A 23400-nucleotide genomic window follows, 5' to 3' on the forward strand; every position below is an offset into this window, starting at 1 on the left:
GGTCAGCCGAGGTGCCGGGCGAAGAACCGCAGCGTGCTGTCCATCTCGTGCGCCGGGAGCTCCCCGTGCCTGCCGGGATGGGCGTGCAGTGCCTTCTCGGTCGAGGCCAGCGCGTCGAACAGTGCCAGGCACTCGGCGCGCGGCACCCGCTCGTCGTCCCACTGCACCAGGAACTCCACCGGGACGGTGATCCCCGCGGCCGCCTCCGCCGAGGCCGACGCGCCGCCCAGCCCTAGCACCGCCGCGCGGACCCGGGGCTCGGCGGCGACGAACGGCACGCCGAGCCCGCAGCCGAGCGAGACGCCCCAGTAGCCCACCGGTCCCGTGCCGACGTGGTCGAGCCGCTGGACCGCGCCCAGGACCGCCCGCCATTCCGGGACGGTCTGCCGTGCCACGAGCGCCTGGAAGTCGGCGATGAGCGGGGCCAGTTCGTCTCCCGCCTCCACGCGCGCCTGGTTCTCGGTCGCGAGGCGGTCGTACTCTTCGACCCGCGGCCGGTCGCCATGGGCGGGCACGTCGACCGCCACCACCGCGTAGCCGGACTCCGTCACGAAGCGGTGCGCACGGGCCACGATCTCGGGCGCCTTCTTGTGCCGGCCGCCCCCGTGCCCCAGCAGGATCAGCGGACGCGGACCGGTGCCACCCTCGGGCGTCCACAACACGCCGGGTATCGCGTCGAGTTCATCGGTCGCGTCGAGGGTGAAGAGCTGTTCGTTGACGCCGTCGGACGACGTCTGGGAGGTGAAGCGCATAGCGTTCCAGGCCTTTCGGGATGCCTTCTGCGGGCACTCCCCGGGCCATGCGAAGGAGGGAGTCCCGATCTGTCATCGCGTTGATCGGTCTCACCTCCTCGGCTCGCTGCGGCGCACGGCGACGCGCAACGTATCACGGTGCGCTTCACCCCCTGACGGTGCCCTTCACCCCTGACAACGCCTCAGCGGATCACTGCCGGTATCCGCTCAGGAAGCGACCGATCCGGCCGATCGCCGCCTCCAGGTCGTCCGCGTACGGCAGCGTGAGGATGCGGAAGTGGTCCGGCGTCGGCCAGTTGAAGCCCGTGCCCTGGACCACCTGGATCTTCTCCCGCAGCAGCAGGTCGAGGACGAACTTCTCGTCGTCGTGGATCGGGTGCACCTTGGGGTCGATGCGCGGGAAGGCGTACAGCGCGCCCTTCGGCTTCACGCACGACACCCCGGGGATCTCGTTGAGCTTCTCCCAGGCCACGTCCCGCTGTTCGCGCAACCGGCCGCCGGGCGCGGTGAGTTCGTGGATGGACTGACGGCCGCCGAGCGCGGCCTGGATGGCGTACTGCGCGGGCGCGTTGGGGCACAGGCGCATGGAGGCCAGCATGGTGAGGCCCTCCAGGTAGTTGCGCGCGTGCTGCTTCGGGCCCGTGACGACCAGCCAGCCGGAGCGGAAACCCGCCACGCGGTACGTCTTCGACAGCCCGCAGAAGGTGAGGACGACCAGGTCGGGGGCGAGTGCGGCGGCCGAGTGGTGCACCGCGTCGTCGTACAGGATCTGGTCGTAGATCTCGTCGGCGAAGACCATCAGGCCGTGGCGGCGGGCCAGATCGAGGATGCCCTCCACCACCTCCTTCGGATAGACCGCGCCCGTGGGGTTGTTGGGGTTGATGATGACCACGGCCTTGGTACGGTCCGTGATCTTCGACGCCATGTCCGCCAAGTCCGGGTACCAGTCGGACTGTTCGTCGCAGAGGTAGTGGACCGCCGTGCCACCTGCGAGAGTCGTGACGGCGGTCCAGAGCGGGAAGTCCGGTGCCGGGATGAGGATTTCGTCGCCGTCCTCCACCAGCGCCTGTACGGCCATCGACACCAGCTCGGACACGCCGTTGCCGAGGAACACGTCGTCGACGCCGACCTCCAGGCCCCGCTCCTGGTAGCGCTGGGCCACGGCGCGGCGGGCGGAGAGGATGCCGCGCGAGTCGGTGTAGCCGTGCGCCCGAGGAAGCATGCGGATCATGTCCTGGAGGACCTCCTCCGGCGCCTCGAATCCGAACGCGGCCGGGTTGCCCGTGTTCAGGCGCAGCACGCTGTGCCCCGCCGCCTCCAGCGCATCGGCGTGCTCGATCACCGGGCCGCGGATCTCGTAACAGACCTCGCTGAGCTTGTTCGACTGCCGGAACTCCATGCGCCCCTCCAGGATCGAGTGTTACTTGGTTTTACCAAGTAGGAGCTTGGAAAGTCCAACAACATGTCTAGACTGCGTCGCATGTCGCCTCGCCGAAGCTACGACCAGTACTGCTCCGCCGCCCGCGCTCTCGACCTGGTCGGCGACCGCTGGACCCTGCTGATCGTCCGTGAACTGCTCGCCGGCCCCCGCCGCTACACCGACCTGCACGCGGATCTGCCCGGCGTGAGCACCGACGTCCTCGCCTCCCGGCTCAAGGACATGGAACGGGACGGCCTGACGACCCGTCGGCGACTGCCTCCGCCGGGCGCGGCCTACGTCTACGAACTCACCCCGCGAGGAAGAGGGTTGCTGCCCGTGCTCCAGACGCTGGGGGAGTGGGGGCAGGCCGCCCTCGGCGACCGGCGGCCCACCGACGCCGTACGCGCACACTGGTTCGCGCTGCCGCTGCTGCGGGAGCTGGATGGGGCGGGTGTCGTCGAAGTCCGGCTGGACGAGGGCCAGTTCCATCTGCACGTCGGCGCCGAGGACGGCCCGGTGTACGGCGACGGGCCCGCCCCCGTCGAACCCGATGCCCGGCTCGTCCTGGACGCCGACACGTGCGCGGCCGTCGGCCGGGGTGAGGTGCGACTGCGGGACGCGGTACGGGCCGGGCGGGTCACGGTCACCGGCGACGGCCCGCTGGCCAAGGCGCTCCGGGAGGTGTGAGGGAACGAGTGAGGCCCGCCAACAGAGCGGTGGCGGGCCTCAGTTTGCTCATGCGTTCTGCCGGGTCGGTCAGACGTTCGGCGGTGTGTACGACGGGCGGCTCGAGCCGCGCGTCAGCGTGTAGCCGCCGATGCCGGCCAGCGCGGCCAGGGCGGCGCCGATCGCCGTCCACACCCAGCGGTCGGTCCACCAGCCCGAGGACCAGCCGTCGTCGGGCTCGATCGCGGACAGGACGGCCGGCTTTCCGATGTCACCGCGAGACGAGCCCGAAGTGTCCTCGTGCGACGGGGACTTGGCCGCGATGCCGGGGACGAGGGGCTTGGCCAGGGAGCCGTCCACCGCGGCCGCGCCGCCCATGTCGACGGAGTCGGCCCTGACCTCGGCGTGCACCGGCAGGCCCAGGTCGGCGGTGGCCAGGTTCAGGGCCGTCAGGCGGACGTAGTACGTGCCGGGCAGCGGGTCGTCGGCCCACGGCTCGGACCATGCGCGCACCGTGCGCAGGACGCAGGTCAGCTCGACGGACGGACTGCCCTGGGGGGAGGTGCGGGTCTGGGCGCCGTACTGGCAGGCCTGGCGGCGGCGCAGACCGTCGTACACGTCGAGCTGCCAGGTCTCGTCCGTGTGCGAGGCGGGCAGCTTCACCGTCGCGTGGACGGTCGGGCGCTGGCCGGTGTCGGCCGGGAACGACCAGTACAGGTAGTCGCCGGAGGAGGCGTCCGCCGTGGCGGTCTGGCCCTGGTCGATCTCGGTGGCCGTACGGAAGGACGTGCCCGCCCGCGTGGGGGCTTGTGTGCCCTCCGAAGCGCTGGGCGAGGGGGAGGAGCCGGCCGCCGCGGGGGCCGCGGCCAGGCCGAGCGTCAGCAGAGCGACGCTCAACGTGCGGGTGAATCGCATCAGTTGGTCCTCCAGACCGCGACACGCCAGCGCGACAGCCAGCCCCACAGCAGACCCACGACGAAGCCGGTCAGCACCAGCAGGCCGAGCAGCCACCAGCCGCGGCCGAGGCCGAAGGAGGCGACGTCGCTCGCGTTGCTCGGGCCGTCCACGACGTCCACGGTCAGTTCCAGCGGCATGCCCGGCGTCGTCTTCACCCCGGAGGCCGCAGAGAGGGAGTTGGTGACCTGGAGGCAGACCGTCTCCGCCGGGGGCGTGCCCGTCCCGGAGTCCATGTCGTCGTCGCTCTCCGGCTTCGGGTAGCGCAGGCCGGTCGAGATGACGTCGGTGCGGCCGTTGCCCGCCGACTCGCCGCGCACGATCTCACGGCCGTGCGTCGTGACCGCCCGCAGCAGCACCCCGTAGTCGGGGTTCACGGCGCGGTCCGCCGCGACGCTCACCGAAGCGCGCAGCTCCTGGCCGGGGTTGACGTCCACCCGGTACCAGCGCTGCTGACCGAACTCCTCGCGGTCCGTGAACAGACCGGACTTGAGGGCGGGGGCGTCGGTGCACTGGTCCGCGCCCTTCGTCGCCACCGGCGTCACCACGGGATCCGCCGCCCGGTCCACCAACTGGTTGACCCGATCGGTGAGTTCGGCGGCGTGCTCGACGGAGGTGTACGTGCCGCCGGTCGCCTCGGCGATGCAACTGAGTTGCCGGCGCAGCTTCGTGTTCGGCACCAGGCCGAGCGTGTCGATGGTGAGCCCGATCCCCTTCGAGGCGATGGCGCGCGCCACCTCGCACGGGTCCAGCGGCTGGCAGGTGTCCTCGCCGTCGCTGATCAGCACGATGCGCTTGGAGCCCGTGCCGCCCTTGAGGTCGTCGGCGGCCTTGAGCAGCGCGGGCCCGATCGGGGTCCAGCCGGTCGGCGCGAGCGTCGCCACCGCCGTCTTGGCGTCGGTGCGGTTCAGCGGGCCGACCGGGTAGAGCGCGGCGGTGTCCTTGCAGCCCGTCCTGCGGTCGTCGCCGGGGTAGTTGGCGCCCAGGGTGCGGATGCCCAGCTGGACTTCCTCGGGCGTGGCGTCCAGCACCTCGTTGAAGGCCTGCTTCGCCGCTGACATCCGGGACTGGCCGTCGATGTCCCGCGCGCGCATCGAACCGCTGACGTCGAGGACGAGGTCCACCTTGGGCGCGCGGGCCGACATCTCGTCGGCGTCCGCTCCCGAGGGAAACGCGATCCCTGCGGTCAAGGCGGCGAGCAGGGCGCATATCCCCGCTGCCACCCGTTGTCTTCTGATCATCGGCGGATCTTAGTGATCAGAGGTGTCGGGCTCCAAAACGAGCGGGTCGGCAAGGGGGTTGGGGAGGGTGGCCCACAGGTCGCCGGGGGTCTCGGGCGACAGCCGCATCAGCGTCAGCGCCTTCGTCGGCAGCGGCTCGGTGCGCAGGGCCGTCAGGTCGGCGGTGGCCGGCAGGTCGCGTACGGCCGTCTCCAGCGCCGCGCCGAGCGCCGGTCCGGAACCCGCCGTCGCGGCCAGGGCGCCCGCCACCAGGGAGCCGAACAATTTGCGGCGCAGGGTGGTTACGTCGTCCGTGATCAGCCGGCCGGTCAGGTTCGGCGGGGTGAGACCGTGACGGGCCAGCCGGGCCGGGCTGATGCGGATGTCGGCGAGGTCGCGGTAGACCAGACGCAGCGGCGCGCCCGACGCGGACAGCACCACGAGGAGATTCTGGCCGTGCGCCTCCAGCGCCACGCCCAGGTCCAGCAGCCGCATCCCCACCGTGAGCGCAAGCCGCGCGAAGTCGGCCAGCCAGGCAGGGGAGTTGGGCAGGCCGGTGGTCGCGAGGGCGGCCACGGGAAGCACCCGCTCGCCCGGCGGCGCGTACACCTCGGGCGACTCGCGCAGCATCGCGGCCAGGTCCGGGGAGCCCGCCGCGACCGCGCCCAGGGTGCGGGTCACGTGCAGGAGCCCGTCCGTGCGGGCCGCCAGCTCCTCCGCGAAGGCCGACAGGGTCGCGGCAGCGCCGATCGAGTACGTCGAGATGTCACGGACGGAGGACGTCAGCCGGGCGCTGAGCGCGGTCTTGACGTGGGCGCCCTGCGAGCCGTCCGGGCCGGTGGGGAGCGCGAGGGTGCGCAGGGACATCAGCGGGTGCGCGGGCAGAGCACGCCGGTCAGTGGTCGGCCCGAGCTTGAGCACGTGCTCCGCCTGCCACGGGTGCACCGGGACCAACAGCCGTTCCCCGTCCCGCAGTTCCTCCGGCCACGCCCCCGTCACCAGGCACTCCTCCGCGCGGACCGGGGCCGTACCCAGCTCCACCACCGGCCGGTGCTCGGGGCCGTACGCGAGCTGCTCCGCCACCGAGAAGCCGGGCCGGGAGCGGCAGTTGGGGTGGTACGGATGCCCGTCGACCACCCGCTGCTCCCACTCCCAGTCCCGCTCCGGCCACGCCTCCGCCTGCTCCGGCCGCCCGGCCCGCGACAGCGCCAGCGACGCGACGCTGTGACCGAGCTCGGCCGCGAAGCCCGCCGCGTGCGGCACCGCCAGGTCCGTCATCAGGCGCACCGGATCGTCGTACGCCATCCCGTCCAGCCGTACGACGGTCACGTACTCGCCGGTCGCGTACGGATCCGCGCGCGGCCCGTGCAGCGACCGGCCGTCGGTCAGGCGCAGGGCCAGGCCGTCCGCCGCGGGTACCCGGCGGCCGATCCAGGGCAGCGGCTCGTGCGCCAGCGCCCGCCACAGGCGGGTCAGCACGGCCGCCCGCGCCCCGGGCAGCTCGGCCGCGTATCTCGGGACGAGGCCGGACCGGACCTCCGCCAGCTCGGCGGCGACCTGGGCCTCGGCGGTCGGGGGGCGGTGCGCACGATGCACGGGCAAACTCCTCGGTAGGGGATCGGGTACGGGGATGGGCACGACGGCCACGGCCGCCTCGTCCGCCACATCTATCAGGTGCGAAAGACATACTGATCACGATCGGACCGTGTGGACACAAGGGAACGAATGGATCGCGTGGACCTCATCCTCCCCGGCGACGACGTCGCGGCGCGCGCGGACGCGTACGCCGTCGCGCCGCTGCTCAACTGCCTGATCCGGGAGGTGGCCGAACCGCTCCCCGCCGACGGGGAGGGCGACCGGCGCGTGTACCGGCTGCCCGGCGGCGGCCGGCTGCTGCGCGTACGCGACGGCCGGCGCCCCGCCGCCCCCGAGGTGTGCGTGGACGGCGCCTGGCACCGCGTCGGCCACACCGAACTGGTGAAACTGGTCGCCGACGAGTTGCGCAGACACACCGGGCTGTCCAACGGCGATCTGCCCACCGAGATGACCGACAGCCGGGACGCGGTCGCCGCGCTGCTCACCGCCCGCGCGCGGGCGACGGCGCCCGGTGACCCCTACCTGCGCTCGGAGCAGTCCCTCCTCACCGGCCACCCGTACCACCCCGCCCCCAAGGCGCGCGGCGGCGGACCGGCCGCCGGCTGGCTGCCGTACGCCCCCGAGGCGCACGCCCGCTTCCCGCTGGTGCTGCTCGGCGTGCGCGCGGACGAGGCCGTCGAGGAGGGCGACACCTCCGCACTGGACGCGCTCGGCGCGGCCCCGCCCGGCTACCGGCTGCTGCCCGCCCACCCCTGGCAGCTCGACCTCGCCGCCCGCGACCTCGCCCCAGCCTTCGCCGACGGCCGCCTGGTCCGGCTGGGCACGACCACCTGCGACGTCTGGCCGACGGCGGCGGTCCGCACCGTGTACGAGCCCCGGCGCGACCTGTTCCTGAAGTTCAGCCTCGATGTGCGGATCACCAACGACATCCGCCGGCTGTGGCACCACGACCTGCGCAGACTGCCCCGTACCGACGCGGCCGCGACCCGCGCCTTCGCCGCGTCCAAGGGACCCGCCGCCTGGCTCGGCGACCGCGGCTACCGCACCGCCTCCTTCGCCTTCGAGGAGCTGGCCGTCCTCGTCCGCGACGGACTGCGCGGCCATCTGCTGCCCGGCGCCACCCCGCTGCTCGCGGCCGGGCTGGCAGAGGGCTTCGACGGCAGCCCGCTCGCCGCCGCCCGCGACCCGGAGACCTGGTGGGAGGCGTATCTGCGCCAGGTCGTCCCGCCGGTGCTCGGCGCGTTCGCGGACCACGACGTCGTCCTGGAGGCACACCTGCAGAACACCCTGGTCGCCGTCGACGCGGACGGCACCCCCGTACAGGCCCTGTTCCGCGACGCGGAGGGCGTCAAACTGCTGCCCGACGTCTCCCGCGCCGCAGGCTGGGAACGGCTGGTGTACTGCCTGGTCGTCAACCACCTCACCGAGATCGCCGCCGCCCTCGCCGAGCACCACCCCGGCCTCGACCCCTGGCCCGCCGCCCGCCGCGAGCTCGCCCGCCACGACCTCCCCGAGATCGCCGAGCTGCTCACGGCACCGACCCTCCCCGGCAAAACGAATCTGCTGCTGCGCTGGACCGGCGCCGACGGGGCCGCCGCCCGCTATCTGCCGCTGCCGAACCCGCTGGCCAGCGCCTGACCGGAGGACTGGCATACGCTGGCCGGGTGCTGCGCGATGTGACCGCTGTCCGATACGTGACCCCGCTGCGGACCGGCGGGTCCGTCCCCGGCGTCGTCGAGGCCGACGACCTGGGGACGTACGTCGTGAAGTTCAGCGGCTCCGCGCAGGGCCGCAAGGCGCTGGTCGCCGAGGTGATCGTGGGCGAGCTCGCGCGGGCGCTCGGCCTGCGCTTCCCCGAACTCGTCCTGGTGCACTTCGACCCGGCCATCGCCCGGGACGAGCCGCACCAGGAGGTACGGGAACTCCTCGACGCCAGCCACGGCGTCAACCTCGGCATGGACTTCCTGCCGGGCGCGAAGGACCTCACCCCCGAGCTCGCCAGGATGTTCCCGGTGGATCCGCTGGAGGCGGGCCGGATCGTCTGGCTGGACGCCCTCACCGTGAACGTCGACCGCACGGTGCACAGTTCCAACCTCATGGTCTGGCCCACGTTCGGCATCGCGCCGCCGCGCCTGTGGCTCATCGACCACGGTGCCGCCCTCGTCTTCCACCACCGCTGGGGCGGCGCGGATCCGGCCAAGGCGTACGACTTCCGCCACCACGCCCTCGGCCCCTACGCGCCCGACGTGCGCGCCGCCGACGCCGAGCTGGCGCCCCGCGTCACCGAGGATCTGCTGCGCGGCATCATGGCGGAGGTCCCGGACGCCTGGCTCACCGACGAACCGGGCTTCAGCACGCCGGATGAGGTCCGGGACGCGTACGTCGACTACCTCGTCGCGCGCGTGAAGGCGTCCGCGCAGTGGCTGCCCACCGACTTTCCGACCCGCGAGGAACTCGCCGCCGAGGAGTCCGCCCGCGCCCGCCGCACCGAACAGGGCCGCCCCGACTGGCTCAAGCGCGTTCCCGACCTGCACGGGAAGCCTGCGGCGGAGCAGGACTGGTCGGTGCACCTGGGGTGAGGCGGGCGGTCTCCTCGGCCTCTGTGAGCTAACCCTTGAGCTGCCGGTACGCCGGAAGGGTCAGGAAGTCCACGTAGTCCTCGTCCAACGCCACCCGCAGCAGCAGGTCGTGCGCCTCCTGCCAGTGGCCGGCCGCGAAGGCCTCCTCCCCGATCTCCTCGCGGATGGCGGCCAGTTCCTCCGCCGCCACCCTGCGGGCCAGTTCGGGCGTGACCTTCTGGCCGTCCTCGAACTCGACGCCCGCGTTGATCCACTGCCAGATCTGCGACCGGGAGATCTCGGCGGTGGCCGCGTCCTCCATCAGGTTGAAGATGGCGACCGCGCCGAGCCCGCGCAGCCACGCCTCGATGTAACGGATGCCGACCTGAACGGCGTTGACCAGACCGGCGTACGTTGGCCGGGCGTCCAGTGAGTCGACCGCGATCAGGTCGGCCGCCTCGACGTGGACGTCCTCGCGCAGCCGGTCCTTCTGGTGCGGCCTGTTGCCGAGGACCCGGTCGAAGGACTCCATGGCGAGCGGGACCAGGTCGGGGTGGGCGACCCAGGAGCCGTCGAAACCGTCGTCCGCCTCACGGTCCTTGTCCGCCTTGACCTTCTCGAAGGCGACCTTGTTGACCTCCTCGTCGCGGCGCGACGGGATGAACGCCGCCATGCCGCCGATCGCGTGCGCCCCGCGCTTGTGGCAGGTGCGGACGAGGAGTTCGGTGTACGCCCGCATGAACGGGGCCGTCATCGTCACCGCGTTGCGGTCCGGGAGCACGAACTTCGCCCCGCCGTCACGGAAGTTCTTGACGATGGAGAACAGGTAGTCCCAGCGGCCGGCGTTCAACCCCGAGGCGTGGTCGCGGAGTTCGTAGAGGATCTCGTCCATCTCGTAGGCCGCGGTGATCGTCTCGATCAGGACGGTGGCGCGGATGGCGCCCTGCGGGATGCCGACGTAGTCCTGCGCGAAGACGAACACGTCGTTCCAGAGGCGGGCCTCCAGATGCGACTCCGTCTTGGGGAGGTAGAAGTACGGCCCCTTGCCGAGGTCGAGCAGCCGTTGGGCGTTGTGGAAGAAGTAGAGGCCGAAGTCGACCAGGGCGCCCGGGACCGGCCGGCCGTCGGCGTCCAGGAGGTGCCGATCGTCCAGGTGCCAGCCGCGCGGGCGCATGACGACCGTGGCGAGCTCCTCGTCGGCCTTGAGGGCGTACGACTTGCCGGAGGCCGCGTCGGTGAAGTCGATACGGCGGTGGTAGGCGTCGCTCATGTTGAGCTGGCCCTGGACGACGTTCTCCCAGGTGGGCGCGGAGGCGTCCTCGAAGTCGGCCAGCCAGACCCGGGCCCCCGAGTTGAGGGCGTTGATGGTCATCTTGCGGTCGGTGGGGCCGGTGATCTCCACCCGGCGGTCGTTCAGGGCGGCGGGGGCCGGAGCCACCCGCCAGGAGTCGTCAGCGCGGATCGCGGCGGTCTCCGGGAGGAAGTCGAGCGTGGAGGTGCGGGCGATCTCGGCACGGCGGTCCGCGCGGCGGGCGAGGAGTTCGTCGCGGCGCGGCGTGAACCGCCGGTGCAGTTCGGCCACGAAGGCGAGCGCCGCGTCGGAGAGGACCTCCTCCTGTCGCGGCAGCGGCTCGGCGTCGACGAGGGCCAGCGGAGACGGCGCTGGTGCGGACATGAGCTGTCACTTCCTTCAGCGGTGGCGGCACCGGGTGCGGTGGATAGTAGTTTCCTCATCGTGGAACCTCAATGGACGGCCGACGCATGGCCCCCTCACTCCAGGTGGATCAGATCTGCCTCCGTGTCGATGTCGTAGGGCCGCGCCACGTCGCCGCACTCGACGAGCGTCAACGCCCGCGCGTGCGCCCGCAGATAGTCGCGGGCGCCGCGGTCGCCGGTCGCGCTCGCGGCGACGCCCGCCCAGTGCGCGGCGCCGACGAGCACGGGATGCCCTCGTACGCCGTCGTACGCCGCCGAGGCGAGGGACGTCTCGTCCCGGTAGGCGGCGAGGACGCGGGCCGCGGCTTCCGCCCCGATACCGGGCTGGTCGACCAGCGAGACCAACGCCGCCGGAGCGCCCGTACGGGCGAGGGAGGCGAGGCCCGCGCGCAGCGAGGAGCCCATGCCCTCGGCCCAGCCGGGGTTGTCCACGAGCACGCAGCCTGTCAGGTCGGCCCGCTCCCGCACGGCGTCCGCCCCGGCCCCGAGGACCACGTGGACGCGGTCGCAGCCGGCGGCGCGCAGCACCCCGACCGCGTACTCCACCAGGGGGCGCCCGCGGTGTTCGAGCAGCGCCTTGGGGCGTCCGCCCAGCCGCCGGCCGCCGCCCGCGGCGAGCAGCAGCCCGGCGGGCCGGCCGCGGTCGTCCGTCATGGGTTCCTGCGTCATGGGTTACTGCATACCCGGCGTGGCGCGCGGCTGCTGGGCGGCCAGGGCTGATTTTCGGCCCGCGCGGTGGCGTACCCCGTGCCGGTTGGCGTTTACTGGCCCGCGTCCCCGGGCGCCCGACCAGCGCCGTGGGGGCCGGCCGGGCGCGCGAGGGGTGCGCCGGCCTGTGGTGAACGTGCGAGGGGGAGGGCTGTTGCAGAGTTTGGGGCAGAGGGCAGTGATCGGTGGCGACGAGGACCCGAGAGTGGCGGAACTGCGAACCGCCGTGTCCCGGTTGCGCCGTGAACTCGCCGCCCATCCGGCCGAGTTCCCGGACCGCGGGATCGCCGAGGACGAACTGGCGGTCCTGGCCGCCATGACGTCCGGCGGCCCACCCGAGATTCCGCGGTTGCGCAGCTCGCTGCTGCTGATCGCGGGCGCGATCGGGTCGGTCAGCGCGCTGACGCGGGGACTGACGGACGTACGGAACGCGGTGGACCTGTTCGGTGGCCCACCGGCCGGCTGAGCCCGGTGTGACGGCGACGACGGCGGCGAGTCCGGTGCGAATCAGCTAATCAGGTACCTGTCCCGGTCAGCGTCCGGGACAGGTCCGCCGCCACCTGCCGCAGCACCGGCACCATCCGCTGCGTCGCCACCTCGGTGAGGCGGCCGGCCGGGCCGGAGACGGAGAGGGCGGCCGCGGTGGGGGAGCCGGGCACCGACACCGCGAGGCAGCGCACGCCGAGTTCCTGCTCGTTGTCGTCGACGGCGTACCCCCGCCGGCGCACCTCCTCCAGCGCCGCCAGGAAGCCCTCCGGTGTGGTGATCGTCCGCTCCGTCGCGGCCGGCATGCCGGTGCGGGAGAGCAGCGTGCGCACCTCGTCGTCGGGGAGATGGGCGAGGAGCGCCTTGCCGACGCCCGTGGAGTGCGGCAGGACGCGGCGGCCGACCTCGGTGAACATCCGCATCGAGTGCTTGGACGGCACCTGCGCCACGTACACGACCTCGTCGCCGTCCAGCAGCGCCATGTTGGCCGTCTCACCGGTCTCCTCGACGAGCCGGGCCAGGCAGGGGCGCGCCCAGGCGCCGACCAGCCGGGAGGCGGACTCGCCGAGCCGGATCAGCCGGGGGCCGAGGGCGTAACGGCGGTTGGGCTGCTGGCGGACGTAACCGCTGGCCACCAGCGTGCGCATCAGCCGGTGGATGGTCGGCAGCGGCAGCCCGCTGCTCGCCGACAGCTCGCTCAGGCCGACCTCGCCGCCCGCGTCCGCCATCCGCTCCAGCAGGTCGAAGGCGCGCTCCAGGGACTGGACCCCGCCGCCGGCGGACTTGGCGGAGCCGGCTGGGCCGGTGCTGGAGGTGGACACGAGGCGTTCCTTCCGGGACGGACGGGACGTACAAGGGCAGGCTGAAACCCTAATTCCGCCTTGCGGAAGCGTCCAGGGCGGGCCCGCCCAGGGCCGTCGGCGGGTACGGCCTTGACGGTCTGCGGGGCGCAGACAAGACTCCTTCAACAGAACGTTGAACAGCCTCGGAAGGAAGCAGTCCGCCCCTTAAGAAGGATGCAGTCCGTGCCCGAAGGAGGGTCCCGGTGCCCGACGCCGAACTGGTGCTGCGCTCGCGGCGCGTCGTCACCCCGGAGGGGGTGCGCCCCGCCGCGGTCGCCGTCGCCGGCGGGCGGATCACCGCCGTCCTGCCGTACGACGCCGACGTACCGCCCGGGGCCCGGCTGGAGGAGCTCGGCGACGACGCACTGCTGCCCGGCCTGGTCGACACCCACGTGCACGTCAACGACCCCGGCCGCACCGAGTGGGAGGGCTTCTGGACCGCCACGCGCGCGGCGGCCGCCGGGGGCGTCACCACGCTCGTCGACATGCCGCTCAACTCCCTCCCGCCGACCACGACGGTCGACCATCTGCGGACGAAGCAGAAGACTGCCGCCGACAAGGCGCACGTCGACGTCGGCTTCTGGGGCGGCGCGCTGCCCGGCAACGTCGGCGACCTGCGCCCGCTGCACGACGCCGGAGTCTTCGGCTTCAAGGCGTTCCTGTCCCCGTCCGGCGTGGACGAGTTCCCGCACCTCGACGCCTCCCAACTCGGCGTCTCCCTCGCCGAGATCGCCGGTTTCGACGGGCTGCTGATCGCGCACGCCGAGGATCCGCACCACCTCGCCACCGCCCCGAGCCGGGGCGGCCCCCGCTACGCCGACTTCCTCGCCTCCCGCCCGCGCGGCGCCGAGAACAGCGCCGTCGCCGAGCTGATCGCGCAGGCAGGGCGCCTCGACGCGCGCGTGCACGTCCTGCACCTGTCGTCGAGCGACGCGCTGCCGCTGATCGCCGCCGCGAAGGCCGACGGCGTCCGCGTCACCGTCGAGACCTGCCCGCACTACCTCACCCTCACCGCCGAGGAAGTCCCCGATGGCGCGAGCGAGTTCAAGTGCTGCCCGCCCATCCGCGAGGCCGCCAACCAGGACCTGCTGTGGCAGGCGCTGGCCGACGGCACGATCGACTGCGTCGTCACCGACCACTCGCCCTGCACCGCCGACCTGAAGACGGCCGACTTCGCCACCGCCTGGGGCGGCATCGCGGGCCTGCAACTGAGCCTGCCGGCCGTGTGGACCGGCGCCCGCGCGCGCGGGTACGGCCTTCAGGACGTCGTCCGCTGGATGTGCGCGCGCACGGCCGGCCTGGTCGGGCTGGAACACAAGGGCGCCATCGAGGCGGGCCGGGACGCCGACTTCGCGGTCCTCGCGCCCGAGGCGGCCTTCACCGTGGACCCCGCGCACCTCCAGCACCGCAACCGCGTCACGGCGTACGCCGGAAAGACCCTGTACGGCGTCGTGCGCTCCACCTGGCTGCGGGGCCAACGCGTCATGGCGGACGGCGAGTTCAGCGCGCCGCGCGGCCAACTGCTCACGCGCACCCCCGACAGCGGCCGACCCCGGAAGGAACCCTGATCACCGTGACGGAGCAGTTCCCCTCGGCCCGTTTCACCGGCGACGCTCAGCCCTACGCGGGCGGCGACCCGTACGCGGACTACCGCACCGCCGCTTACCCCTTCACCCACCACGCCGACCTCGCCGACCGGCGGCTCGGTGCCGCCGTGATCGCCGCGGGCGACGAGTTCTTCGCCCCGCGCGAGAACCTGCTGGTGCCCGGCCGGGCCGAGTTCGACCCCGCGCACTTCGGCCACAAGGGCAAGGTCATGGACGGCTGGGAGACCCGGCGCCGGCGCGGCGCGGACGCCGAACACCCCTGGCCCGCCCCCGAGGACCACGACTGGGCGCTGATCCGCCTCGGCGCGCCCGGGATCGTCCGGGGCGTCGTCGTCGACACCGCCCACTTCCGCGGCAACTACCCGCAGGCGGTCTCGATCGAGGGCGCCTGCGTGCCCGGCACCCCGTCCCCCGGGGAACTGTTCGGCGACGACGTGAAGTGGACCACCCTCCTGCCGCGCACCCCGGTCGGCGGCCACGCGGCGAACGGCTTCACCGTCACCGCCGAACAGCGCTTCACCCACCTGCGCCTCAACCAGCACCCCGACGGCGGCATCGCGCGCCTGCGCGCGCACGGCGAGGTGGTCCCCGACCCCGCGTGGCTCGCGGTCCTCGGCTCCTTCGACGTCGTCGCCCTGGAGAACGGCGGCCTGGTCGAGGAGGCCTCGAACCTCTTCTACTCACCCGCCACCCACACCATCCTGCCGGGCCGCTCCCGCACGATGGACGAGGGCTGGGAGACGCGCCGCCGCCGCGACCGGGGCCACGACTGGATCCGCTACCGGCTCACCGGCCGGTCCGAGATCCGTGCGATCGGCATCGACACCGCCTGCCTGAAGGGCAACAGCGCCGGCTGGGCGTCGGTCTCCGTGCGGGACGGGGCGGGGGAGTGGCGCGAGATCCTTCCGCGCACCCGGCTCCAGCCCGACACCGACCACCGCTTCGTGCTCCCGGAACCGGCCGTCGGCACCCACGCGCGCATCGACATCCACCCGGACGGGGGCATCTCCCGGCTGCGCCTGTTCGGCTCCCTGACGGAGGACGGCGCGGCCCGCCTGGCCGCCCGCCACCAGGAGCTCGGCGGCTGACGCCCGCACGGACCACCGATGAGTTGCGGGCGCCGGAGCGGTCTGAGGTGATGACACCAGATCGCACCCGCAGGAAGCAGGCACCCGCCATGGGCAAGCTCGTCTCGACCATCTTCGTCACCCTCGACGGCGTCTACCAGGCCCCGGGCGGCCCCCAGGAGGACACCCGCGGCGGCTTCACCCACGGCGGCTGGAGCTTCCCGTACAGCGACGAGGACTTCGGGGGGTTCGTCACCGAGGTCTTCGGCCGCTCGGGCGCCTACCTGCTCGGCCGCCGTACGTACGACATCTTCGCGGGCTACTGGCCCAAGGTGACCGACCCCGACAACCCGGTCGCCGCCCAGCTCAACGCGCTCCCGAAGTACGTCGTCTCCTCGACCCTCACCGAGCCCGGCTGGTCCGGCACCACCGTCGTCCGCGGGGACCTCGCCAAGGAGGTCACCGCGCTCAAGGAGCGGACCGACGGCGAGCTCCAGATCCACGGCAGCGGCGCCCTGGTCCGCTCGCTGCTGAACCTCGGCCTCATCGACACCCTCCACCTGCTGACCTTCCCGGTCGTCCTGGGCAGCGGCCTGCGCCTGTTCGAGGAGGGCGCCGTCCCCACCGCCTTCCGCCACACCGGCGGCAGCGTCACCGGCAAGGGCGTGTCCATCCAGACGTACGACGTCCTGGGCCGCCCCGAGTACGGCTCCTTCGAACTCCCCGAGGAGGCCTAGCCGTTCACGGTCTTCCCGCTCAGGCCGCCTCCCGTGCCCCAGGGGCCGGGAGGCGGCCTCGCGTCCGCCCGCGCGTTCCAGCCATGCGCGGTACGCCGGTGCCTGGAAGGCCGTCTCGAACGCGGCGCGCTGACCTCCTCCCCGTCCGCCGGTTCGGTGCGAGAGGGCCGGACACCCGGCCCCCTCCCGTCTCACGTCAGCGATCCGAAAGAAGCCGTCGTGGCCCCCGGGATCTCCGCCAGGCGTACCGGGCGGCGTTCGCGGCGCGAGATTTCGCAGGCTTCGGCGGCGCGGAGGGCCTGGAGGGCTTCGCGGCCGTCGCAGGGGTTGGGGCGTTCGGCGTGCAGGAGCTCGACGAAGGCGCGGAGTTCGGCCTCGTAGGCGGGGGCGAAGCGTTCCAGGAAGCCGGTCCACGGCTGGTCCGCGGCCGGCGGGCCGCTGGGCTCGGTGGAGGCGAGCGGGGTGCGGTCGTCCAGGCCCACCACGACCGTGTCCCGTTCGCCGGCCAGCTCCATGCGCACGTCGTAGCCCGCGCCGTTCGTCCGGGTCGCGCTCACCGTCGCCAGCGTGCCGTCGTCCAGGGTGAGGACGGCCGCGGCCGTGTCGATGTCACCGGCCTCGCGGAACATCGTGTGACCGGCGTCGGACCCGACGGCGTACACGTCGACGATCTCTCGGCCCGTCACCCAGCGCAGCACGTCGAAGTCGTGGATCAGCGTGTCCCGGAACAGCCCGCCGGACAGCGGCAGCCAGTCCGCCGGGGGAGGGGACTGGTCGCAGGTCAGCGCCCGTACCGTGTGCAGCCGGCCGAGCCGCCCGGAGCGTACGGCCTCGCGGGCGCCCAGGTAGCCCGCGTCGAAGCGCCGCTGGAACCCCATCTGGAGAATGGTGCCGGCCGCTTCGACCTCGGCGAGCGCCTGGAGCGTGCCCGGAAGGTCCAGGGCGATGGGCTTCTCGCAGAACACCGGGAGCCCGGAGCGCGCCGCCCGGGCGATCAGTTCCGCGTGCGCCGACGTCGACGTGGTGATGACCACGGCGTCCACGCCCCACTTGAAGATCTCGTCCACTCCCGGTGCCGCCGTCTCTCCCAGACGGTTGGCGAGGGCCTGGGCCCGCGCCGGATCCGCGTCCGTGAGGATCAGGGATCCGACCTCGCGATGGCGGCTGAGCGTGTTGGCGTGCACGGCGCCGAGACGGCCCGTTCCGATGACCCCGATGCGCATGGGAACAAAGTGGTGGGCCACCCCCCGTGCTGTCAATCAGCATGTCCGGACAACCGGACTACACGACTTCCCGTCGTCCGGGCACGGAGCTACCCTCGGCCTCGTGCCCAAACCAGACGTGAACCCGACCCACTCGCTCGATCTGAGCGTGGACCGGAGTTCACCCGTGCCGCTGTACTTCCAGCTCTCCCAGCAGCTGGAGTCGGCGGTCGAACACGGCGACCTGGCCCCCGGCAGCCTGCTGGGCAACGAGATCGAACTCGCCGCGCGGCTGGGGCTGTCCCGGCCCACCGTCCGGCAGGCCATCCAGACCCTCGTCGACAAGGGGCTCCTCGTCCGCCGCCGCGGCGTCGGCACCCAGGTCGTGCACAGCCACGTCAAGCGCCCCCTGGAGCTCAGCAGCCTCTACGACGACCTGGAGGCGGCGGGCCAGCGCCCCGCGACCACGGTCCTCGTCAACACCGTCGTCCCGGCCTCCGCCGAGGTCGCCACCGCGCTCGCGGTCGCCGAGGGCAGCGAGGTCCACCGCGTCGAGCGGCTGCGGCTGGCGCACGGCGAGCCGATGGCGTACCTCATCAACCACCTGCCGCCCGGGCTGGTCGAACTGGACACCGCGCAGCTGGAGGCGACCGGCCTGTACCGGCTGATGCGCGCCGCCGGGATCACCCTGCACAGCGCCCGCCAGTCCATCGGCGCCCGCGGCGCCACGGCCAGGGAGGCGGAGCGGCTCGCCGAGGCCGAGGGCGCCCCGCTGCTCACCATGCGGCGCACCACCTTCGACGACACCGGACGCGCCGTCGAGCTGGGCGAGCACGTCTACCGCCCGGCGCGCTACTCCTTCGACTTCCAGCTCCTCGTACGGCCCTGAGCGTCCGGTCAGCCCGCTGAGCGCGGCCTCTGTGCGCCCGGTCGACCGTACGTTTCGTTCGTCAGGATGTCCGGACAATATGACCGACGAACCCGCCCCGGGTGCGGCATATGCCACCCCTGTGTCCGACAATGGGATGTTCGGGACTGCTGAGTCGATCACCAGACCCCTGCGTACGTCAGAGCACAGCAAGAAGGGCACGGCCTCGTGACACGGTTTCGAACCTGGGTTGGCATCGCGGTGACGGGGGCGCTGAGCCTGGCCTGTCTGTCGCTCTCCGGGTGCAGCAGCACGGGCGGCAAGCGGGCCGAGGACGCCCGCAAGGCCGCAGTCGCCCAGGGGAAGGCGGCCGTGACCACGCCGCGCTGGACGTTCGCGATGATCACGCACTCCGGGGACGGCGACACCTTCTGGGACATCGTGCAGAGCGGAGCCGAGGACGCCGCCCGCAAGGACAACATCAACTTCCTCTACTCGCACGACGACGAGGCCCAGCAGCAGGCGCAGCTCGTGGACGCCGCCGTCGACAAGAAGGTCGACGGCATCATCGTCTCCCTCGCCAAGCCCGACGCCATGAAGGCGGCCGTCGCCCGCGCCGAGAAGGCCGGCATCCCGGTGATCACGGTGAACTCCGGCTCCGCCGAGTCCAAGGCCTTCGGCGCGCTCACGCACGTCGGCCAGGACGAGACCATCGCCGGCGAGGCCGTCGGCGAGGAGCTGAACAAGCGCGGCAGGAAGAAGGCGATCTGCGTCCTGCACGAGCAGGGCAACGTCGGTCACGAGCAGCGCTGCGCGGGCGTGAGGAAGACCTTCGACGGCATGGTGGAGAACCTCTACGTCAACGGCACCAGCATGCCCGACGTGCAGTCCGCCGTCGGCGCCAAGCTCCAGACCGACAAGTCCGTCGACGCCGTCGTCACGCTCGGCGCGCCCTACGCCGACACCGCGGTGAAGGCGAAGAACGACGCGGGCAGCAAGGCCGAGGTCGACACCTTCGACCTCAACGCCAAGGTCGTCTCCGAGCTGAAGGACGGCACCCTCGGCTTCGCCGTCGACCAGCAGCCGTACCTCCAGGGCTACCAGGCGGTCGACCTGCTGTGGCTGTACAAGTACAACCACGATGTCCTCGGCGGCGGCCGGCCGGTGCTCACCGGCCCGCAGATCATCACCAAGGACCAGGCGCCCGCGCTGGAGTCGTTGACGCAGCGGGGCACCCGATGAGCGCCGCCCCCGCCCCCGCCTCCACCGACACCGCGTCCCCGGCCGCCACCGACGAGCGGCTGACGAAGGCGTCCTGGCTGCGCAAGCTGCTGGGCCGTCCCGAGCTGGGCTCGATCGTCGGCGCCATCGCGGTCTTCGCCTTCTTCGCCTTCGCCGCCGGCAGCTTCCTGCACCCGGCGAGCCTGAGCACCGTCCTGTACGCGTCCTCGACGATCGGCATCATGGCGGTCCCGGTCGCGCTGCTGATGATCGGCGGCGAGGTCGACCTGTCCTCGGGTGTGCTGGTGACGTCGTCGGCGCTGATCTCGTCGATGTTCAGCTACCAGATGACGGCGAACGTCTGGGTGGGCGTAGGCGTCTCGCTCCTGACCACCCTCGCGATCGGCGCCTTCAACGGCTTCGTGGTCACCCGCACCAAGCTGCCCAGCTTCATCATCACGCTGGGCACCTTCCTGATCCTGACCGGCCTGAACCTCGGCCTGACCAAGCTGATCGACGGCACCGTCTCCACCAAGTCGATCGCCGACATGGAGGGCTTCCCGACGGCCCATGACGTCTTCGCCTCGACCCTCACCGTCGGCGGCGTCGACTTCAAGATCACCATCCTGTGGTGGCTCGCCCTGGTCGCCCTCGGCTCCTGGATCCTGCTGCGCACGCGCGCGGGCAACTGGATCTTCGCCGTCGGCGGCAACGAGGACGCGGCCCGCGCGGTCGGCGTCCCGGTCGCGAGGACCAAGATCGGCCTGTACATGGGCGTGGCGCTCGGCGCCTGGATCTCCGGCCAGCACCTGCTCTTCTCGTACGACGTCGTCCAGTCCGGCGAGGGCGTCGGCAACGAGCTGATCTACATCATCGCGGCCGTCATCGGCGGCTGCCTGATGACCGGCGGGTACGGCAGCGCGGTCGGCTCGGCGATCGGCGCGCTGATCTTCGGCATGACCAGCAAGGGCATCGTCTTCGCCGAGTGGAACCCCGACTGGTTCAAGTTCTTCCTCGGAGCGATGCTGCTCCTCGCGACCCTGCTCAACGCCTGGGTCCGTAAACGCGCGGAGGCGACGAAGTGACGGACGAGACCATGCGGCGTACGGCGCTCGTCGAGCTGTCCGACGTCAGCAAGCACTACGGCAATGTGCGCGCCCTCGAAGGTGTCTCCCTGGAGGTCAACGCGGGCGAGATCACCTGCGTCCTGGGCGACAACGGCGCGGGCAAGTCGACCCTGATCAAGATGATCGCCGGACTGCACCAGCACGACGGCGGCACCCTGCGCATCGAGGGCGAGGAGACCCGGCTCGGCTCCCCGCGCGAGGCCCTGGACCGCGGCATCGCCACGGTCTACCAGGACCTCGCGGTCGTGCCGCTCATGCCGGTGTGGCGCAACTTCTTCCTCGGCTCCGAGCCCCGCAAGGGTTTCGGCCCCTTCAAGCGCATGGACGTCGACTTCATGCGCCGCACCGCCCGCGCCGAACTGCTGCGCATGGGCATCGACCTGCGCGACGTGGACCAGCCCATCGGCACCCTGTCCGGCGGCGAGCGCCAGTGCGTGGCCATCGCGCGCGCGGTGTACTTCGGCGCGAAGGTCCTGGTGCTGGACGAGCCGACGGCGGCCCTCGGCGTGAAGCAGTCCGGTGTGGTCCTGAAATATGTGGCGGCGGCACGTGACCAGGGTCTGGGTGTTGTTCTCATCACCCACAACCCGCACCACGCGTACCTGGTCGGCGATCGTTTCGTGCTGCTGAAGCGCGGTGCCATGGTGGGCAGCCACACCCGTGACGCGATCACGCTGGAGGAGCTGACACGCCAGATGGCAGGCGGGAACGACCTCGACGATCTCCGCCACGAACTCCAGCGCGGCTGACCTCTCGACGAGCCCCGCGACCGGCCACCGGGTGCCCCGCGCCCGGTGGCCGACGCACGCTCCCCGTCGCTCACGCGTACCCCGCCCACGCGCGCGGTGAGGCAGAATCGGGCCTGATGAGCACCTACGGCAACTTCAGCGCCCCCATCGGCTCCCGGCGCGCCACCGCCCTGCGGACCGTGGGCACCCGGGAACGCCGCTCCCACCTGACGGCGCCCCGCGTACCCACGGTGGGCATCGACATCGGCGGCACCAAGGTCATGGCCGGTGTCGTCGACGCCGACGGCAACATCCTGGAGAAGGTCCGCGCGGAGACCCCGGACAAGTCGAAGAGCCCCCAGGTCGTCGAGGACACCATCGTCGAGCTGGTCCTGGACCTGTCCGACCGGCACGACGTGCACGCGGTCGGCATCGGCGCGGCCGGCTGGGTCGACGCCGACCGCAACCGCGTGCTGTTCGCGCCCCACCTGTCGTGGCGCAACGAGCCGCTGCGCGACCGCATCTCCGCCCGCCTGTCGGTGCCGGTGCTCGTCGACAACGACGCCAACACCGCAGCCTGGGCCGAGTGGCGCTTCGGCGCCGGCCGCGGCGAGGATCACCTCGTCATGATCACGCTCGGCACCGGCATCGGCGGCGCGATCCTGGAGGACGGCCAGGTCAAGCGCGGCAAGTTCGGCGTCGCGGGCGAGTTCGGCCATATGCAGGTCGTGCCCGGCGGCCACCGCTGCCCGTGCGGCAACCGCGGCTGCTGGGAGCAGTACAGCTCCGGCAACGCGCTCGTCCGCGAGGCCAAGGAGCTGGCCGCCGCCGACTCCCCGGTGGCGTACGGGATCATCGAGCACGTCAAGGGCAACATCGGCGACATCAGCGGCCCGATGATCACCGAGCTGGCCCGCGAGGGCGACGCGATGTGCATCGAGCTGCTCCAGGACATCGGCCAGTGGCTCGGCGTCGGCATCGCCAACCTGGCGGCCGCGCTCGACCCCTCCTGCTTCGTGATCGGCGGCGGCGTCTCGGCCGCCGACGACCTGCTCATCGGCCCCGCGCGCGACGCCTTCAAGCGCCACCTCACCGGCCGCGGCTACCGCCCCGAGGCCCGCATCACCCGCGCCCAGCTCGGCCCCGAGGCCGGTATGGTCGGCGCCGCCGACCTCGCCCGCCTGGTCGCCCGCCGCTTCCGGCGCGCCAAGCGGCGCCGGGTCGAGCGGTACGAACGCTACGAGCGGTACGCCGAGTCCCGCCGCACCCAGGACACCGCATGACCACCACCCTGCCCCGCCAGGCCACCGCCCCGGACGAACCGACCCGGCCCCCGGAGAGCCGCGGCCACATGATCCGCCGCAGGGCCCTCACCCTGCTGACCATCGTGCTGCTCATCGGCGTCCCGGCCGGCTACCTGGTGATCTCCGCCAACCAGAGCCGCGCCAGCGGCAGGGACAAGGAGGCGAAGTACTCGGCGACCGGCCTCACCGCGGGCTGGCCGTCCAGGGTCCAGCGCCGCCTGTACCAGGTGAACGTGCCCATCCCGGCCGATCCCATCGCCTACTACGAGACGAACAACTGGAAGACCAGCCGTCTCTACGTCCAGTTCCGCACCAACCCCGCCGGACTGGACACGTTCCTCGAGGCGACGGGCGTCGACCGGGACGACCTGAAGAAGGGCGAGCTGAGCATCGGCGCCCGCGACCGCGAGGTCACCGGCTGGGACTTCCGCGGCCTCGGCCCCTGGTACGGCTTCGTGCGCAAGCGGAAGAACCCGGCGCCCACCCTGGACGTGGTCGTGAACCTGTCCGACCCGAAGTCCCCGACCGTGTACGTCGTCTCCCGCACGATCCCCTGACGGGTCGGCCGGACCGGTCCGACCGGCTCAGGGCGGCCGCCGGGGCCGATTGTCAGACCCCGCC

General features: G+C 72.3%; 22 protein-coding genes. 13 read left to right on the forward strand and 9 right to left on the reverse strand.

What is annotated here, in order from left to right; genetic code table 11:
* Window positions 1-2 precede the first annotated feature (2 nt).
* Complete coding sequence (locus QFZ74_RS25340) at window positions 3-752, reverse strand: dienelactone hydrolase family protein (protein WP_307623137.1); 750 nt, start codon at window positions 750-752, stop codon at window positions 3-5.
* 190 nt (window positions 753-942) lie between these two features.
* Window positions 943-2151 carry a pyridoxal phosphate-dependent aminotransferase gene (locus tag QFZ74_RS25345; RefSeq protein WP_307623138.1) on the reverse strand — a complete coding sequence of 403 codons (1209 nt, stop codon included), beginning with the start codon at window positions 2149-2151 and terminating at the stop codon, window positions 943-945.
* 81 nt (window positions 2152-2232) lie between these two features.
* On the opposite strand from QFZ74_RS25345, the gene QFZ74_RS25350 reads away from it, so the two are divergent.
* The gene (locus QFZ74_RS25350) at window positions 2233-2859 is read left to right on the forward strand and encodes a winged helix-turn-helix transcriptional regulator (RefSeq protein ID WP_307623139.1); all 627 of its coding nucleotides are present in this window, start codon (window positions 2233-2235) and stop codon (window positions 2857-2859) included.
* Window positions 2860-2928: 69 nt separating this feature from the next.
* On the opposite strand, the gene QFZ74_RS25355 is transcribed toward QFZ74_RS25350, so the two are convergent.
* From QFZ74_RS25355 to QFZ74_RS25365, 3 genes are read right to left on the reverse strand one after another with little or no spacing between them, the layout of a single operon-like run.
* On the reverse strand, window positions 2929-3753 hold the full coding sequence (locus tag QFZ74_RS25355) for a hypothetical protein (protein ID WP_307623140.1): 825 nt from the start codon (window positions 3751-3753) through the stop codon (window positions 2929-2931).
* Complete coding sequence (locus QFZ74_RS25360) at window positions 3753-5033, reverse strand: VWA domain-containing protein (protein ID WP_307623141.1); 1281 nt, start codon at window positions 5031-5033, stop codon at window positions 3753-3755. The genes QFZ74_RS25355 and QFZ74_RS25360 overlap by 1 nt, the downstream gene beginning before the upstream one ends.
* A 9-nt stretch (window positions 5034-5042) precedes the next feature.
* Entirely contained in the window at window positions 5043-6608 is a 1566-nt protein-coding gene (locus QFZ74_RS25365; protein ID WP_307623142.1) for an IucA/IucC family protein, read from the reverse strand.
* 129 nt (window positions 6609-6737) lie between these two features.
* On the opposite strand from QFZ74_RS25365, the gene QFZ74_RS25370 reads away from it, so the two are divergent.
* Together QFZ74_RS25370 and QFZ74_RS25375 are read left to right on the forward strand one after the other, a co-directional pair.
* Window positions 6738-8246, forward strand: coding sequence for an IucA/IucC family siderophore biosynthesis protein (locus QFZ74_RS25370; RefSeq protein WP_307623143.1), 1509 nt, complete (start codon window positions 6738-6740; stop codon window positions 8244-8246).
* A gap of 26 nt (window positions 8247-8272) precedes the next feature.
* Window positions 8273-9187, forward strand: a complete 915-nt coding sequence (locus tag QFZ74_RS25375) for a HipA family kinase (protein ID WP_307623144.1) — start codon at window positions 8273-8275, stop codon at window positions 9185-9187.
* Window positions 9188-9215: 28 nt separating this feature from the next.
* Here the strand turns inward: QFZ74_RS25375 and aceB are convergent, their stop codons facing one another.
* Together aceB and QFZ74_RS25385 are read right to left on the reverse strand one after the other, a co-directional pair.
* Window positions 9216-10841: a malate synthase A gene (gene aceB, locus QFZ74_RS25380; protein WP_307623145.1), complete on the reverse strand. Its 1626-nt coding sequence runs from the start codon at window positions 10839-10841 to the stop codon at window positions 9216-9218.
* A gap of 95 nt (window positions 10842-10936) precedes the next feature.
* Window positions 10937-11551 (reverse strand): NTP transferase domain-containing protein, encoded by a 615-nt coding sequence (locus tag QFZ74_RS25385; RefSeq protein WP_373462434.1) that lies wholly within the window; start codon window positions 11549-11551, stop codon window positions 10937-10939.
* Between the two features lie 190 nt (window positions 11552-11741).
* On the opposite strand from QFZ74_RS25385, the gene QFZ74_RS25390 reads away from it, so the two are divergent.
* Window positions 11742-12056 carry a DUF5955 family protein gene (locus tag QFZ74_RS25390; RefSeq protein ID WP_307624271.1) on the forward strand — a complete coding sequence of 105 codons (315 nt, stop codon included), beginning with the start codon at window positions 11742-11744 and terminating at the stop codon, window positions 12054-12056.
* 49 nt (window positions 12057-12105) lie between these two features.
* Here QFZ74_RS25390 and QFZ74_RS25395 read toward each other — a convergent pair whose 3' ends face one another.
* A complete protein-coding gene (locus QFZ74_RS25395; RefSeq protein ID WP_307623146.1) occupies window positions 12106-12897 on the reverse strand; it encodes an IclR family transcriptional regulator in 792 nt (263 codons plus the stop codon).
* Window positions 12898-13121: 224 nt separating this feature from the next.
* Here QFZ74_RS25395 and allB point away from each other — a divergent pair, with 224 nt between their 5' ends.
* The 3 genes from allB to QFZ74_RS25410 all read left to right on the forward strand — a co-directional run bounded on the left by allB (window position 13122) and on the right by QFZ74_RS25410 (window position 16329).
* Complete coding sequence (gene allB / locus QFZ74_RS25400) at window positions 13122-14486, forward strand: allantoinase AllB (RefSeq protein ID WP_307623147.1); 1365 nt, start codon at window positions 13122-13124, stop codon at window positions 14484-14486.
* Window positions 14483-15613 carry an allantoicase gene (alc, locus tag QFZ74_RS25405; RefSeq protein ID WP_307624272.1) on the forward strand — a complete coding sequence of 377 codons (1131 nt, stop codon included), beginning with the start codon at window positions 14483-14485 and terminating at the stop codon, window positions 15611-15613. Before allB ends, alc begins: the two co-directional genes overlap by 4 nt.
* Before the next feature lie 89 nt (window positions 15614-15702).
* Entirely contained in the window at window positions 15703-16329 is a 627-nt protein-coding gene (locus QFZ74_RS25410; protein WP_307624273.1) for a dihydrofolate reductase family protein, read from the forward strand.
* 191 nt (window positions 16330-16520) lie between these two features.
* Here QFZ74_RS25410 and QFZ74_RS25415 read toward each other — a convergent pair whose 3' ends face one another.
* On the reverse strand, window positions 16521-17552 hold the full coding sequence (locus QFZ74_RS25415; protein WP_307623148.1) for a Gfo/Idh/MocA family oxidoreductase: 1032 nt from the start codon (window positions 17550-17552) through the stop codon (window positions 16521-16523).
* A gap of 118 nt (window positions 17553-17670) precedes the next feature.
* Between QFZ74_RS25415 and QFZ74_RS25420 the strand changes: the two genes are divergently transcribed.
* The 6 genes from QFZ74_RS25420 (at window position 17671) to QFZ74_RS25445 (ending at window position 23336) form a co-directional block, all read left to right on the forward strand.
* On the forward strand, window positions 17671-18420 hold the full coding sequence (locus QFZ74_RS25420) for a GntR family transcriptional regulator (RefSeq protein WP_307624274.1): 750 nt from the start codon (window positions 17671-17673) through the stop codon (window positions 18418-18420).
* Window positions 18421-18627: 207 nt separating this feature from the next.
* Window positions 18628-19641, forward strand: a complete 1014-nt coding sequence (locus QFZ74_RS25425; protein WP_307623149.1) for a sugar ABC transporter substrate-binding protein — start codon at window positions 18628-18630, stop codon at window positions 19639-19641.
* Window positions 19638-20705 (forward strand): ABC transporter permease, encoded by a 1068-nt coding sequence (locus QFZ74_RS25430; RefSeq protein ID WP_307623150.1) that lies wholly within the window; start codon window positions 19638-19640, stop codon window positions 20703-20705. The genes QFZ74_RS25425 and QFZ74_RS25430 overlap by 4 nt, the downstream gene beginning before the upstream one ends.
* Window positions 20706-20716: 11 nt before the next feature.
* The gene (locus QFZ74_RS25435; protein ID WP_307624275.1) at window positions 20717-21496 is read left to right on the forward strand and encodes an ATP-binding cassette domain-containing protein; all 780 of its coding nucleotides are present in this window, start codon (window positions 20717-20719) and stop codon (window positions 21494-21496) included.
* A gap of 116 nt (window positions 21497-21612) precedes the next feature.
* Entirely contained in the window at window positions 21613-22758 is a 1146-nt protein-coding gene (locus QFZ74_RS25440) for an ROK family glucokinase (protein ID WP_307623151.1), read from the forward strand.
* Window positions 22755-23336: a sugar kinase gene (locus tag QFZ74_RS25445; RefSeq protein ID WP_307623152.1), complete on the forward strand. Its 582-nt coding sequence runs from the start codon at window positions 22755-22757 to the stop codon at window positions 23334-23336. The genes QFZ74_RS25440 and QFZ74_RS25445 overlap by 4 nt, the downstream gene beginning before the upstream one ends.
* Window positions 23337-23400: the final 64 nt, after the last annotated feature.

This window comes from Streptomyces sp. V3I7 (assembly GCF_030817495.1).
Lineage (GTDB): Bacteria > Actinomycetota > Actinomycetes > Streptomycetales > Streptomycetaceae > Streptomyces.